Below are 15,208 nucleotides of genomic sequence, written 5' to 3' on the forward strand. Positions count from 1 at the left end.
GGTTAAAGATATAACATTCATATGATCAACAGACAATTAGCTCCTGAGTTCAGGGCTATCGATAATATTAGCCTGATCAGGCCGCAACATCTGCCGCTTGATAATGGCGTTAACATTTTTTGCTTCAACTCCGGCGATCAGGAGTTGGTGCGCATCGAATGGATCTTCAGTAACCTGACTTTTGATCCGGCAAAACCATTGTTAAACATGGCTGTAAACTCCATGCTTACGGATGGTACCAAAACTTTAACCGCCGCGCAAATTGCCGATAAAATTGATTTTTACGGCGCCTTTTTGCAGGTAGACTATGGGTATGAAAATTCGCAGGTAACTTTATACAGCTTGAATAAGCACCTGCATCATACACTGCCCGTTATTGCCGATATCTTGAATAACTCTATCTTCCCCGAAAAGGAGTTGGAAACATTTAAACGTAATCAGCAGCAAAAACTACAGGTTAGTCTTCAGAAAAATGACGTGGTGGCTCGCCGTGCGTTTAACAGGGCTGTTTACGGTAGTACTATTTTTGGCTATGCGGCAGAAATGGGCGACTACCAAACACTACAGCAGGATGATATGCTGGCCCATTACAAAAAAATGTATCAGCCGGCAAATTGTACCATTGTTATAGCGGGTAAAATAGAATCTGAAACGCTAACGTTGCTGACAGACACATTTGACAAAAGCTGGCCAAATACATCAGAGATTGGTGTAACAATTCAGCCTGATATTAAAGCTGCTGCCGATCTGTTTTATTTTACAGAGAAACCGGAAGCATTGCAATCCGCAATCAGAATAGGTACGCCTATCATCAACCGTTCGCACGCAGACTTTCATCCGTTGCAGGTTTTGAATACTGTATTGGGTGGTTATTTCGGATCGCGGTTAATGGCCAATATACGTGAAGATAAGGGCTATACCTATGGCATAGGTTCGGGATTAGCTTCATTTAAACAAGTAGGCTCGTTTTTTATAGCTACCGAAGTAGGTGCGGACGTTTGTAAATTGGCAGTTGCAGAAATTGAAAAGGAAATCAATATGCTGAAAACTGAACTGGTACCTGAAGAAGAGTTATCCCTGGTGCGCAACTATATGTTGGGATCGTTATTGGGCAGCCTCGAAAATGTATTTTCACATGCCGACAAGTTCAAGAGTATCTATTTTGCCGGTTTGGATTATGATTACTACGACAGGTATACTACAACGGTAAAAAATATAACATCAGATAAGCTGATCCAGCTGGCTAACACTTATTTTAACTTCGACCAGTTTTATAAGGTTATAGTAGGGAAGTATTGATTTTTTGATGTCGGATTTCGGAATTTCGGATTTGTTTTAATTTTTGATTTGAAATGTTCAATTTTTAGGGTTGTACTAAAAAGATTGAGCATTTCAAATCAAAATTGTAAATACTCATACCAAAACCCGAAATCGAACATCCCAAATCCGAAATTCTGAATTATCATCTTAAGGCAATTTTAGCCAAATATTAAATCTTAATTCTTAAATTCGAAATATTTTATTACCTTTGCCCGGCAAATAATAACTCCAAAATAATTATTTGCTATGCAGTTAGACCCATCAAAATTTGTTGCCGAAGGATTAACTTACGACGACGTTTTACTACTCCCGGCTTATTCAGAAGTTTTACCGCGCGAAGTGAATACCGGAACTTACTTAACTAAGAGCATCCGTTTAAACATTCCAATCATCTCGGCCGCCATGGATACCGTTACCGAGGCTGAGCTGGCTATTGCCATTGCTCAGGCGGGTGGCATTGGTATGTTACACAAAAACATGACTATCCAGGCCCAGGCAGACGAGGTGCGCAAGGTGAAACGCTCAGAAAGCGGAATGATCCAGGACCCAGTTACCTTACGCGAAGATGCTTTGTTAGCAGATGCCTTTCAACTGATGAAAGAATTCAGCATTGGCGGTATCCCGGTTATTGATGCAGATCAAAACCTGAAAGGCATTATCACCAACCGCGATCTTCGTTTTCAAAAAGATATGAGCGTTCCGGTAACCGAGGTAATGACCAAAACTAACCTGATCACTGCACCGGAAGGCACTACTTTAGTTGATGCTGCCAACATATTGCAAAGTAATAAGATTGAGAAACTACCTGTAATTAATAAAGATGGGAAACTGGTAGGCCTGATCACTTATAAAGACATTCAAAAAGTTAAAAACTTTCCTAACGCCTGTAAAGACGAATTTGGCCGTTTACGCGTAGGTGCGGCTGTTGGTGTAGCTGCTGACAATATTGACCGTGTAACCGCACTGGTTAACGCTGGTGTTGATGTGGTTACGGTTGATACAGCTCACGGCCATTCAAAAGGAGTTATTGATATGGTTAAAGCGGTTAAAAAGCTTTACCCAAACCTTCAGGTAATTGCCGGTAACATAGCCACTGGCGATGCTGCCCTTGCCCTTGCCGATGCCGGTGCTGATGCTGTTAAGGTTGGTATTGGTCCGGGTTCAATTTGTACTACCCGTATCATTGCCGGTGTTGGTGTACCTCAGTTATATGCGGTATATGAGTGTGCCAAAGCGCTTGAAGGCCGTGGTATCCCGGTAATTGCCGATGGTGGTATCAAACAAACAGGTGATATTGTAAAAGCTATAGCTGCCGGTGCAAGTTCAATCATGGCGGGTTCATTATTTGCCGGAGTTGAAGAATCACCAGGCGAAACTATTATATACGAAGGCCGTAAATTTAAATCATACCGTGGTATGGGCTCTGTTGAAGCCATGGCAAAAGGTTCAAAAGACCGTTATTTCCAGGATGAGACTGATGTTGTAACCAAATTGGTTCCTGAAGGTATTGTTGGTCGCGTGCCATTTAAAGGCAGTATGGCCGAAGTTATATTCCAGTACATTGGCGGTTTACGTGCAGGTATGCACTACTGCGGTGCTGCTAATATCGAGGATTTGCAAAAAGCCAAGTTTGTTCGTATCACTGCTGCCGGTATGCGCGAAAGCCATCCGCACGATATTACAATTACTAAAGAAGCACCTAACTATACAAGCAGGTAATTCTATAAAAAGTAAAATCTCATACGCCCTAAAGTTCAATTTATTTGCGAACTTTAGGGCGTATTTGTTTACCGAACCTTATCTGCTTGTAATTAAATGAAATTTCTTGTCCCTGCTTTTTTATTCCTGTTGTTGTTAGTTGTTATCATTATTGTACGCAAATCTGCCCGGGCAAAAAGTTCCGGTTCTGTTGGGTTGCTCGTTAATCCCGCAGAAAATGACAATGGCGCTGTAGATATTAATCTAAGTATCGATCATAAAACAAAACTCGATTCATCTACCGTTTATGATTTAAAGGCGACATATAAAAATAAGCTTGTAGGCTTTAAAATTGAGATCCCAGACAAAGGCAAGCAAAACGAACGGGGATTTGGAAACGGGATTACCATAAAAACCCTTGGCAAACAAAGTGATGATTTCAGAAATGCGCTGAGTGATATCTATGGATTGGGTATATCAGCTAAAAAGTTTCCGGAAAAGGTAAACGTTTCCTATGTAGATCTTCACCAATTTGCCAAAAGCTATACCCAAAAAAGTATCGAAAATAGTCCATATTCAACTGAATTGAAATTGCTTTTCCAGTCGGATAAAGGAAACCTGGCGGAACTTTATTTAAACATCCGTAACGATGAAAAGGTGATGGAGTTTGCCGAAAAAGACGAAGAATACCGGAAGCCGCTGGTGGAGTTTTTAACACAGCAATAAATCGCGCAATTAACAGGTAACAAAAGCTTAATTGGGCTTTAAACAAATTTCGTTATCATTGGGCATGAAATCTATTTGTGTATTCTGTGGCGCTAATTTTAATGGCGATGCTGCATTAAAACAAGCTATTGAACAACTGGCCGAGGTGATGGTAGGCCGGGACATATCGCTTGTATACGGCGGAGGCAAAGTTGGGGTTATGGGTTTAATAGCCGATGCTGTTTTAAGCCGGGGAGGAAAAGCCATCGGAATTATCCCTCAGTTTTTGATGGATAAAGAAGTTGGGCACACCGGTTTAACTGAGTTGCATATAGTAGAGAACATGCATCAGCGTAAAAAAATGATGAGTGACATGAGCGATGGTATCATCACACTTCCTGGTGGTGTTGGTACGCTTGAAGAGTTTTTTGAGGTATTAACCTGGCTTCAATTAGGCTTGCATTCGTCGCCGGTAGGTTTGCTTAATGTGAACGGTTTTTACAATCTGTTATTGAAGCAGCTTGATTTTATGGTTGAGCAACGCTTTCTTAAATCGGTGAACCGCGATCTGATCATAACCTCAGGAGATGCTATTGAATTGGTAAACCTGATGGATAACTTCAAAGCCACACCTGAAGAGGTTTGGTTTAAGAATAAGAATCTTACTTAGTTTGCCTGAATACATCTTCAAAACAAATCAGTCCCTACTTGCGGTTTTGTGACAGGAAATTTTCTAAATTACATTTCCTATCTAAAACCAATTATGAATATCGAATTCAATAAAAATGAAGATATTAATAAGCAGCTTGTTTATGAATTAAACACCCGGCTAAACAAAGTATACCAGGGCGGCGGCGAAAAAGCAGCTGCCAAACAAAAGGAAAAAGGAAAAATGCTTGCCCGTGAGCGGGTAAGTTACCTGATTGACAAAGATAAACCATGGCTGGAGGTTGGCGCTTTTGTTGCCGATGGAATGTATGCAGAGCATGGTGGTTGCCCATCTGGCGGAGTTGTTTGCGGTATCGGGTATATAGCAGGCAGGCAATGTGTTGTTGTGGCTAACGATGCCACTGTAAAAGCCGGTGCCTGGTTTCCTATAACAGCTAAAAAGAACCTTCGCGCCCAGGAAATAGCTATCGAGAACAAATTACCTATCATTTATCTTGTCGATTCGGCTGGCGTTTATTTGCCTTTGCAGGATGAGATTTTTCCTGATAAAGAGCATTTCGGCAGGATTTTTCGTAACAACGCCGTAATGAGTAGTATGGGTATTATCCAGATTGCCGCTATTATGGGTTCATGCGTTGCCGGCGGTGCTTACCTGCCCATCATGAGCGATGAAGCGATGATTGTAGAGGGGACTGGTTCAGTTTTCCTGGCGGGGTCATATCTTGTAAAATCGGCTATTGGTGAGGATGTAGATAACGAAACACTCGGCGGTGCTACTACGCATTGCGAGATCTCGGGCGTTACCGACTATAAGCAACCTAACGATAAAGCGGCGCTTGATTCTATTCGCAATATTATGAGCATGACCGGCGATTATACCAAAGCCGGTTTCGACAGGATCCATTCATCGGTTCCGAAACTTGACGAAAAAGAGATTTACGGCATATTGCCGGATAACAGGGAGAAAGCGTACGATATGATGGAGATTATCCTTCGCTTGTTGGATAACTCAGAATTTGAGCCTTATAAAGATGGTTACGGCCAATCTATTATCTGCGGGTTGGGCCGGATTGATGGTTGGGCTGTGGGGATTGTCGCTAATCAACGTAAGGTAATCAAATCAAAAAAAGGGGAGATGCAGTTTGGCGGCGTGATTTATTCTGATTCGGCAGATAAGGCTACCCGGTTTATCATGAACTGTAATCAGAAAAAGATTCCGTTGGTGTTTTTACAGGATGTTACCGGTTTTATGGTAGGCAGCCGGTCGGAGCAGGGAGGGATTATAAAAGATGGGGCTAAAATGGTGAATGCCGTAGCAAACTCTGTAGTCCCTAAGTTTACCATTGTAGTGGGTAATAGTTATGGAGCTGGCAATTATGCTATGTGTGGCAAAGCTTATGATCCGAGATTGATTTATGCCTGGCCATCAGCAAAAATCGCGGTAATGGGAGGCGGTCAAGCTGCTAAAACCCTGTTACAGATCCAGGCTGCTGGTCTTAAAGCCAAAGGAGAAGAAGTTGATGCAGTAAAAGAAGCTGAACTATTGAAACAAATAACAGATAAATATAATTCCCAAACTACACCATATTATGCCGCCGCCCGTCTTTGGGTTGATGGGATTATCGATCCGCTTGAAACACGCAAGGTAATATCAATGGGGATTGAAGCTGCTAATCACGCGCCTATCGAAAAGGCTTTTAATGTAGGTGTGATACAGACGTAACTTTAAGTGATTAGAGGTTGGAGATAAGAGATTAGTAAAAGAAAAAGCGCCATTCTGGATCCCGGAATGGCGCTTTTTTGAAATCTTGTTTTATCCTCTATGTCTTTTATGCTTTTTCTTTGAAGAGCTTGAGGACGATGAACTTTGCTTTTCGGATGATTTTTTCTCCTCAGTTTTAGCAGGTTGATTGTCGGATGCTTTATTGCTTACATCAGTCGAGTCTTTACTCAGTTGTTTTACCGTGAATTCATTGCCGCGTAAGCCATATTCCAACTGCCGTTTAGCGCCCGAAGGCTTTGCCTCCTTACCGGTGCCATTGAATATCGGGAACTCACGCATCAGCTTACCATCCCTGATATAAAAGTTATCGTTACCACGATAGCCCTTACGCTGTGAACTTGTTAGCTTTGGAAAGTCGAGCTTGTTTGCTTTGTTGTTGTTAAATTCAAAGGCATAGATTGATGCGTAATTTGTTGTGTCTTTTGATTTAGCCTGGATTAGGATCTCAGGGTTACCATCCACATCCATGTCCGAATTGTAAACATCAACAATAGCACCATCCAGGTCACCGGTGGTTGTGGTGTATTTAATAGCTGCAGAATCCGAATGTAATATCATGAATGACCCGGCTTCTTCGGCACCACGCCCCCAGCTTAAAACATCATAGCTTTGCCCAGGCGATACCTCTATCAGTTTGTGAAACCTGAAAGGCGCCATCAATTCCGGCTTTTTAGGTGCCGTGGGAGCGGCTGGCGTTTTTGTTTCCTGCCTGCCGCATCCTGCCATTAATGCGCTCATCGCAAACGCAAAAAGGTAAAGCCTGTTAGTCATATTTTATATAGTTCAACTTAGTTGTACAATGTATCCGGCGTTAACTCGGCCTTTGTTTTGCCCGGAGCGGTTATAAACAGCTTCAGCGAAACAGGACCGGTTCCCTGGTCAAAATATTTTACGGTTACTTTATGGTAGCCTTTTAATAACGGAGCGGCACCCATTTCCTCATTCATCCCATGTTTTCCATCGTTGTTAACTACTGGCTGATCGTCAATTAATAAAACCGAACCACCTGCAGACAACGTCGAGAAGCCGTAAACTCCATCAGCATCAATATTAACAAATCCTGTATAAATTACACCGTATTTGCTCTTATTTTTTCTCAGATCGGCAGTATTAAAGGTTTTGGTTACTCCGCTATCGGCAGGCATACCACCTAATTGATTGGTGCTGGTATATAATCCGGGATAAACCTGGTACTTAACTCCGTTTGCAGCACCTGTATAAGTAACGGCGGCCATTGGCGCTTTATTATAAACCAATGTACGGGTAACGTTACTGCGCTTGCCTGATGGGGTAATTACAATAGTTTGTAATTCGCGGTATTGACCATCAGGTACATCAAAATTTAACGGAGTTGTATAAATCAGGTCTGTTTCGCGAGGGGTGTAACCATCAATAGTATAGTGAACTTTAGCTCCCTCAACTGATGGTTTTAATACAGATGTCAATTTACTACCTATCATTACTGTATCTTTTGCGCCAATGGCAGTTGGTACGTGATAATCAAAACCGTTTTTATCCAGCCATGCTAAATGGCCCGGTAAACGGGTATCGGCAAAATCAGTATAGTTTTTATTAGCCATCGGTGACCAGGCCACTTCCGATAGAGCGAGTAACCTCGGTAATAGCATAAACTCTACCTTGGCATCTGTAGCTATATATTCTGTCCATAAATTAGCCTGCACACCTTTAATGTATTTCTGCTCATCTGGTGATAATACAGCAGGGGTAGGGTTATAGCTGTAAATTTTCGAAAGCGGTTCGTTTCCACCAATGCTCAATGGCTCCTGGCTTGGTTTACCCTGGCCATGGTCAATATATAAACCGTTACTTCCCGGCGTCATGATCACATCATGTTTTTGTTGCGCTGCCGCTATACCACCGTCTTCACCTCGCCAGCTCATTACCGTAGCGTTAGGGGCAAGGCCTCCCTCTAAAATCTCATCCCAACCGATAATGCTCCTGCCTTTTGAGTTTAAAAACTTCTCTATACGTTGTATGAAATAGCTTTGCAGCGCGTGCTCGTCTTTAAGCTTTAATTTTTTGATTAATTGCTGGCAAAAAGCAGAGTTCTTCCAGGCATCTTTTGGCGCTTCGTCACCACCAATATGGATATACTTACTCGGGAAAAGTGCCATTACTTCCGTCAACACATCCTGTAAAAAGGCAAATGTTTTTTCGTTAGGGCAATAAATGTCATTGAATACACCCCAGGTTTCGGCAGGTTTGTATGTTTTTGACGGGTCGCAGCTTAACTCAGGATAAGCGGCAAGTGCAGCTTGCGAGTGGCCAGGCATTTCAATTTCCGGAACAATGGTAATGAACCTGTCGGATGCGTATTTTACCACTTCCCTGATTTGATCCTGTGTATAAAAGCCTCCATACGGAGTTCCGTCAAACTGCTGCGGTGTACGGTCATGGTAACCGCCAATAAGCGTTTGTGCACGCATGCTGCTGATTTGCGTAAGCTTAGGATATTTTTTGATCTCAATGCGCCAGCCTTGGTCTTCGGTCAGGTGCCAGTGAAAAGTGTTCAATTTGTAAGCCGCTAATAGGTCAATATATTTCTTAACCATCTCCACGCCAAAAAAGTGACGCCCAACATCAAGCATAGCACCCCTGTAGCCAAAACGCGGGTAATCTTCAACCTGCACACATGGCAGCTTAATAGTTGCAGCGTGTTCGGCCGGCATCAACTGAAGCAGGGTTTGTACGCCGTAAAATAGTCCGGCACCTTTGCCTGCAACAATGACCTGCTGCGGTGTAATGGTTAAACGATATCCTTCGGCGGGTAAGCCGTCGGTACCGGCGGTGGTAAGGGTGATAACGTTTGTGCTTGTACCGCTTTTAACAATAACAGGCTTGTTATAAGCCTGGTTATTAGCCAGGTAGTCTTTGAAGAATACAACGGCTTTGTTTGAAGGCGTGTCCGCCTGGATGGTGGTTTCCTGGCTCAAAACAAATTGTCCGGGAGCTTTTTTTAATGAAACAGGGGCGGGGATGATACCCAGATTTGGGTCGCTGTTTTGCGCGTTTACAGTGGCTGTACTAACTGCAAGCGCGGCAAGCAGTATCAAAGAGGCCTTCTTATACATAATTTATAAATCAGGTTAGTGTGAGCCCGTAAGATAAAACTTTTTAAAAAAATATAAAAAGTTTTGGCGAGTAAAAAGTTTGTTCAATAATTCATTAGGTATTTGTCTGAACTCGAATTTGCATAATTACTGGAATTAATAGAACGCTCTAAGTAAATTCAAAAGAACCTTGTACACGTTTGATACGAGTTTAGACAACAGTATCCAAAGTGAAATACTGTACATACGAAAAATCGCCCCAAATCCCGGTTCTGAATTTGGGCGTTACCTGCGGCCCGGGCTGTACGCTCATACTGCACAGGGCCTTAGCCACTTGGCCGGTATCCGCTGCCATCCCTAACGCAAGTGCCGAAAGTTTGATAAATGATATTGCCCCTAATAAAAAAAGCGATAGTGTTAACTATCGCTTTTTGAGGCTAAGAAACTAATCTCTTACCTCCAATCTCTAACCACTAATTACGCTGTTACCACATGCTCTTTGGCTGCCAGGTAACGCTCTGCGTCAATGGCGGCCATACAACCGGTGCCTGCTGCTGTTACAGCCTGACGGTAAATGTGATCTTGGGCATCGCCGGCACAAAATACGCCTTCAACATTGGTTTCGGTCGAACCCGGACGGGTAATGATATAACCTGTTTCGTCCATGTGTAACCAGCCTTTAAAGATATCGGTATTAGGATGGTGACCAATTGCTACGAAGAAGCCGGTAACATCAAGATCAGTTTCGGCATTGGTTTGGTTATTGATCACTTTAACACCGGTAACGCTTTGGCCGTCACCTAAAATTTCTTTGGTTTCGGTATTATATAAAATTTCGATGTTCGGCGTATTCAATACACGGTGAACCATCGCTTTTGAAGCGCGGAACTCATCCCTGCGAACAATCATATATACCTTACGGGCCAATTTAGCTAAGTAGGTAGCTTCTTCGGCAGCGGTATCACCGGCGCCAACAATAGCTACATCCTGGCCTTTAAAGAAAAAGCCATCGCAAACAGCACAGGCAGAAACACCAAAACCGCTGTATTTTTGCTCTGACTCCAAACCAAGCCATTTAGCCGAAGCTCCTGTTGAAATAATTACAGTATCGGCAGTGATGGTTTTTACATCATCTACTACAACTTTATGGGGCAAACTTGAAAAATCAACAGAACTTACATAACCAAAACGGATTTCGGTACCCAGGCGTTCAGCTTGTTTACGGAAATCTTCCATCAACTCCGGGCCCATAATTCCCTGTGGGTATCCAGGGAAGTTTTCAACTTCGGTAGTTTGTGTAAGCTGACCGCCGGCCAGTAAACCGGTGTACATAACAGGTTTAAGATCAGCACGGGAAGCATATATAGCTGCAGTGTAACCTGCAGGACCTGATCCAATGATCAGGCATTTTACGTGTTCAGTTTCTTGAGACATTTTATTATAAATGAGTTGCGAATTTACGATTTTAAGCGCATAAGGCAAAGCGCATATCGTCAACAAAGTGACATCATTTGCCCGTGTTTGCCGCGAGTACCCGCATTACGTTACCTCCCAATATTTTATCAATATCCTTTTGGGTATAGCCCAGTTTTAGCAACTCCTCGGTTATTTTAGGATAATCGGTAACACTATCCAATCCCAGTGGGTAAGATTCGGCACCATCAAAATCTGATCCTATGCCTACGTAGTCAACCCCAATAAGTTTCACTATATAATCAATGTGTTTAATCAGCAGGTCAAGTGGCGGCCTTAGTTTGTCCGATTCGGTTTTGTACAAGGCATTTATCTTGATATTGGCCAGATCGACATCATGGTAAACTTTTGTCAATGAGTCGAGTTCTGCCTTGTGTTGGCCCAAAAACTTAAGCACTTTTGGTGTATAGGTGCTATCAACAAAACCACTATAAAAATTAATGCATACCACGCCGCCATTTTTTGCCAGCGCTTTCAGTTGATCATCTTTTAAATTACGGCGGTTAGGGTCAATGCTATAGGCACAACTATGTGAGGCTATAACAGGTTTTGATGTAGTTGCCAGCACATCATAAAAAGTGCGTTCACCAACATGTGATACATCAACCATAACGCCAAGATCATTCAGGTGCTTTACTATTTGCTTGCCATAATCTGTTAGACCTAAATGTGTCAGGCTGTCTTTTTTAGTGACCTCGTCGCGTGCCGAAGTTGCCCATGAAGTACTGTTGTTCCATGTTAGTGTAAGGTAGCGCATGCCACGCTTTGCCAGGCTGTCAATGTAATCTATCCTGTCCTCAATCATATGACCACCCTCAACGCCTATCAACGCAGCCAACTTTTTCGCAGCGACTGCTTTCTTCAGTTCAGTTGTGTTACGAACAAGGGCTATTTTATCGGGGTTGCGTTTGATGAGCGCGTATAATGAGTCAATTTCCCGGTTGGCAAAAGCAAACGCCGTTCCCTTGCCATAACTTTCGCCGCACCAGATGGAAAAAATCTGCGCATCGAGGCCTCCTTCTTTAGCGCGAACCAAATCAAAATTTCCTTCGCTTTGTCGTTTACCCAAATCAGCCCCAGTTATCAGTTCGTTTGAAATAACATCATTATGCGTGTCAATTAAAATAGCCTTTTGATGTATTTGCTGAGCATTTTGGGCTGATAATCTCAACGCCAGTAGTAAAGGGAAAATTAAGAGCGACTTTCTCATTTAGGAAGATAGAAAAATAATCTTGTTTTATCCGATAATTACCAGGTCACTCAACTGATTATTGATGAATTCCATTTCCTCGCCATTAATATGAATGTTGATGGCCTTTGCATTTTGAACAGATTGCTCGGCATTGCGCGCTCCAACCAGGGCCACGGTTATACCCGGATGGTTGATTGTCCAGCGAATTACCAATTGCCCAAGCGTAGCGCCTTTTTCATCGGCTAAGGGTTTTATTTTGGCGAGGAAAGCATTGGTACTTTCGATGTTCTGATCCTTGAAATATTTAACGCCTGCACGATGATCACCTTCGCCGAAATTTTGGCCCGCCTTCATTTTACCGGTCAGCAAACCGCGCTCAAGCGAGCTGTAAGCCAAAATAGCTTTCCTGCTCTCGATACAATAAGGGATCAACTCATCCTCAATATCGCGGTTAACCATGCTGAACGGAACCTGGTTTGCAGCCAGTTTAATACTCTTTGCTGCAGTTTGCATTTGGCTTACATCATAATTGCAAACACCGGCTTCGCGAATCTTACCCTGTTCTTTCAAACGTAAAATTGCTTCCATGGTTTCCTCGATAGGAGTGGTTTTGTCCGACCAATAGATCTGGTACAAGTCGATATAATCGGTGCCAAGACGTTTTAGGCTACTTTCGCACTCGGCAATAATGCTGTCTTTACCAGCGTATCGATAAACATCGATGTCCTTACCGTTATTATCCTTGCTTTTAAAAAAGAATTCGCCTTTGGCAAGGTCCCAGCGCAAGCCGTATTTAGTAAGTATCTGCACTTTATCGCGAGGGAAATCTTTGATGGCTTTGCCAACAAGTTCTTCGCTTTTGCCCTGTCCGTAAACGGGGGCTGTATCAATTGAAGTTATTCCGTGATCATAAGCAGCGCGCATAGCATCAATAGCTTCCTGGTCGTCATTGCCGCCCCACATCCAGCCTCCTGCTGCCCATGCACCAAAGGTTATTGCCGATACGCTTAGTTTACTTTCACCTAATTTTCTGTATTCCATTTTTAAGAGTAGATTGTTGTTGTACGCACCAAATATATTTATTTAAACATTATTTGAAAGTGCTATCGTTTATCGATAATAATGTTATCGCTTTAAACGATTACTATTAATAGAAATATCTCGCAGTTTAAATGAAATCACCATAGCTGCATATTTAAAAAATTAATTACCACATTTGTAAATAGCACAACCACCTATATAAAATATGTATTTTTTATATCCTGCTTTTTTATTCGCGTTATTGAGCCTCGCTATACCGGTTGTGATCCACCTGTTCAACTTTCGTAAGTACAAAAAGGTATACTTCAGCAATGTGCAGTTTTTAAAGGAGGTACAGGAGCAGCAGGCTTCGCGTCGCAACTTAAAAGAGCGGTTGATCCTGGCTTCGCGTTTACTTGCTTTGCTGTTCCTGATCCTGGCATTTGCCCGCCCTTATATTCCCGGCGCTCAGAGCGTTAATACAGGTAAACAACAGGTGATCAGTATATTTGTAGATAATTCATACTCCATGCAAACGCTTAACCGCGAGGGTTCATTGCTTGATGAAGCTAAACGGAGAGCTAAGGAGATAGCTTCCGCTTATAATATTAATGATCGGTTCCAGCTGCTTACACAGGATTTTGAAGGTAAACATCAACGTTTGCTGAGCCGTGATGAATTCAATGATGCTGTAGACGCGGTAAAGGTTAGTCCGCAGAGCCGGAATCTGCAGCAGGTGGTCAGCAGGCAGGAAAACTTGTTGGAAAATCAACCGGACGGGGTAAAATCAATCTTTATCATTTCTGATTTCCAGAAAAATAAAAATGATAAATCTGTAAAAATTGATAGTAACATCTCAGTTAATCTGGTTCAGCTTAAAGCGGGAAATTTGCCTAATGTGGCTGTAGATTCAGCCTGGTTACTAAGTGCGGTACATCGCCCGGGCGAAAATGAGAAACTTGTTGTACGCCTGCATAACTATGCTGCTGAAAAAGCCGAAAAGATTCCATTGAAGATCTTGATCAATGGAGAGCAGAAAGCGCTTGGTAGCTTTAGTATAAACGCGCACGAAGTTCAAAACGATACTTTATCATTTTCGGGTTTAAAAGCAGGATGGCAACGCTGCGAAATCCAATTGCAGGATAACCCGGTTACGTTTGACAACCAGTTTTATTTCAGTTTTAATGTAAAGCAGCAAATGCCTGTTTTAGTGATAGACGGCGGTACGCCAAATCCCTATCTGAAGGCAGTTTTTGCTTCCGATGCTTTCTTTGCAGCAAACAGGGTAGATGACGGCAACGTTGATTACGCGGCACTTAATACCTATCCCATAGTTGTTATCAGCGATGTTAAAACGATAGCTACCGGTCTGGCACAACAGTTAAGAACCTATGTGGCAAAAGGAGGTACGCTGGTTGTATTTCCATCGGTCGATGCCGATCTTGCCAATTACAAGTCTTTTTTGTTGGCATTAAATGCGGGGTATCCTGAAAAGCTGGTAACCCAGGATGTAAAAGTAGCCTCTATCAACAGGCAAAGCCAGGTGTTTAAAAACGTATTTGAGAATTTTCCTCAAAACCCGGACCTGCCACTGGTTAAAAAATATTATCGGCTGAGTAAAAGCGGCACTAAACAGGAAAGCTTGATGAACCTGGCTACCGGTGAATCATTTTGGACAGGTTACAGCAACGGAAGAGGAAATGTTTACTTATGTGCTGTGCCGCTTGATGAAGATTTTAGCAGTTTGCCAAGGCATGCTTTGTTTGTACCGGTGCTTTTTAGGATGGCCTTGTTAAGCGGGCATGATCAGCCTTTGTTTTATACCCTCGGTGCCGACGAAAATTTTGAAGTGCCGCCAGTCCAAACTACCGAAAAACAATTGCTTAAACTTACTAAAGGCGATCAAAGCATTATTCCTGATGTAAAACAGCAGGAGGGAAGTACGTTGTTATATGTTTCGGATCAATTAAATGCTCCCGGAATTTATTCGCTCCGGAAACAAGACAGTACGCTGGCCATGCTTGCTTTTAATGATAACCGGGCAGAATCTGACATGAGTTATTTTACGGCAGCAGACTTAGAAAAATTACTGCCAAATGCAAAGCCCTTATTAACAGCAGGTAACGGCTCGTTAAAAAGCGTTGTTGCCGAATCAAATTTTGGCACACAATTATGGAAACTTTGTATAATTTTGGCGTTGATCTTCCTGCTTGCAGAAACATTGTTAATTAGGTTTTATAATCCTGATAAACAAGGTGTTATTCAAGCGGTGTAGTT

General features: G+C 42.5%; 12 protein-coding genes. 7 read left to right on the forward strand and 5 right to left on the reverse strand.

Annotated features, from left to right (window positions below):
• Positions 1 to 21 precede the first annotated feature (21 nt).
• From DEO27_RS09330 to DEO27_RS09350, 5 genes are all read left to right on the forward strand, one after another.
• The gene (locus DEO27_RS09330) at positions 22 to 1,299 is read left to right on the forward strand and encodes a M16 family metallopeptidase (protein WP_112569093.1); all 1,278 of its coding nucleotides are present in this window, start codon (positions 22 to 24) and stop codon (positions 1,297 to 1,299) included.
• 267 nt (positions 1,300 to 1,566) lie between these two features.
• Positions 1,567 to 3,039: an IMP dehydrogenase gene (guaB, locus tag DEO27_RS09335; protein WP_112569091.1), complete on the forward strand. Its 1,473-nt coding sequence runs from the start codon at positions 1,567 to 1,569 to the stop codon at positions 3,037 to 3,039.
• A gap of 96 nt (positions 3,040 to 3,135) precedes the next feature.
• A complete protein-coding gene (locus DEO27_RS09340; protein ID WP_112569088.1) occupies positions 3,136 to 3,744 on the forward strand; it encodes a hypothetical protein in 609 nt (202 codons plus the stop codon).
• A gap of 64 nt (positions 3,745 to 3,808) precedes the next feature.
• Positions 3,809 to 4,393: a TIGR00730 family Rossman fold protein gene (locus DEO27_RS09345; RefSeq protein ID WP_112569086.1), complete on the forward strand. Its 585-nt coding sequence runs from the start codon at positions 3,809 to 3,811 to the stop codon at positions 4,391 to 4,393.
• A 93-nt stretch (positions 4,394 to 4,486) separates the two neighbouring features.
• Complete coding sequence (locus DEO27_RS09350) at positions 4,487 to 6,115, forward strand: acyl-CoA carboxylase subunit beta (RefSeq protein WP_112569085.1); 1,629 nt, start codon at positions 4,487 to 4,489, stop codon at positions 6,113 to 6,115.
• Between the two features lie 90 nt (positions 6,116 to 6,205).
• Here the strand turns inward: DEO27_RS09350 and DEO27_RS09355 are convergent, their stop codons facing one another.
• Both DEO27_RS09355 and DEO27_RS09360 read right to left on the reverse strand, forming a co-directional pair.
• Entirely contained in the window at positions 6,206 to 6,946 is a 741-nt protein-coding gene (locus DEO27_RS09355) for a hypothetical protein (protein WP_112569083.1), read from the reverse strand.
• A 17-nt stretch (positions 6,947 to 6,963) separates the two neighbouring features.
• Positions 6,964 to 9,267 carry a family 20 glycosylhydrolase gene (locus DEO27_RS09360; protein WP_112569081.1) on the reverse strand — a complete coding sequence of 768 codons (2,304 nt, stop codon included), beginning with the start codon at positions 9,265 to 9,267 and terminating at the stop codon, positions 6,964 to 6,966.
• A gap of 209 nt (positions 9,268 to 9,476) precedes the next feature.
• Between DEO27_RS09360 and DEO27_RS09365 the strand changes: the two genes are divergently transcribed.
• Entirely contained in the window at positions 9,477 to 9,695 is a 219-nt protein-coding gene (locus DEO27_RS09365; protein ID WP_146749990.1) for a hypothetical protein, read from the forward strand.
• A 28-nt stretch (positions 9,696 to 9,723) separates the two neighbouring features.
• Here the strand turns inward: DEO27_RS09365 and trxB are convergent, their stop codons facing one another.
• The 3 genes from trxB to DEO27_RS09380 all read right to left on the reverse strand — a co-directional run bounded on the left by trxB (position 9,724) and on the right by DEO27_RS09380 (position 12,952).
• Complete coding sequence (gene trxB, locus DEO27_RS09370; protein WP_090526227.1) at positions 9,724 to 10,680, reverse strand: thioredoxin-disulfide reductase; 957 nt, start codon at positions 10,678 to 10,680, stop codon at positions 9,724 to 9,726.
• Positions 10,681 to 10,753: 73 nt separating this feature from the next.
• Positions 10,754 to 11,929: a dipeptidase gene (locus DEO27_RS09375; protein WP_112569079.1), complete on the reverse strand. Its 1,176-nt coding sequence runs from the start codon at positions 11,927 to 11,929 to the stop codon at positions 10,754 to 10,756.
• 27 nt (positions 11,930 to 11,956) lie between these two features.
• A complete protein-coding gene (locus tag DEO27_RS09380) occupies positions 11,957 to 12,952 on the reverse strand; it encodes an aldo/keto reductase (RefSeq protein WP_112569077.1) in 996 nt (331 codons plus the stop codon).
• 205 nt (positions 12,953 to 13,157) lie between these two features.
• Here DEO27_RS09380 and DEO27_RS09385 point away from each other — a divergent pair, with 205 nt between their 5' ends.
• On the forward strand, positions 13,158 to 15,206 hold the full coding sequence (locus tag DEO27_RS09385) for a BatA domain-containing protein (RefSeq protein WP_112569075.1): 2,049 nt from the start codon (positions 13,158 to 13,160) through the stop codon (positions 15,204 to 15,206).
• The last annotated feature ends 2 nt before the right edge of the window (positions 15,207 to 15,208 follow it).

This window comes from Mucilaginibacter rubeus, assembly GCF_003286415.2.
In the GTDB taxonomy this organism is placed as follows: Bacteria; Bacteroidota; Bacteroidia; order Sphingobacteriales; family Sphingobacteriaceae; genus Mucilaginibacter; species Mucilaginibacter rubeus_A.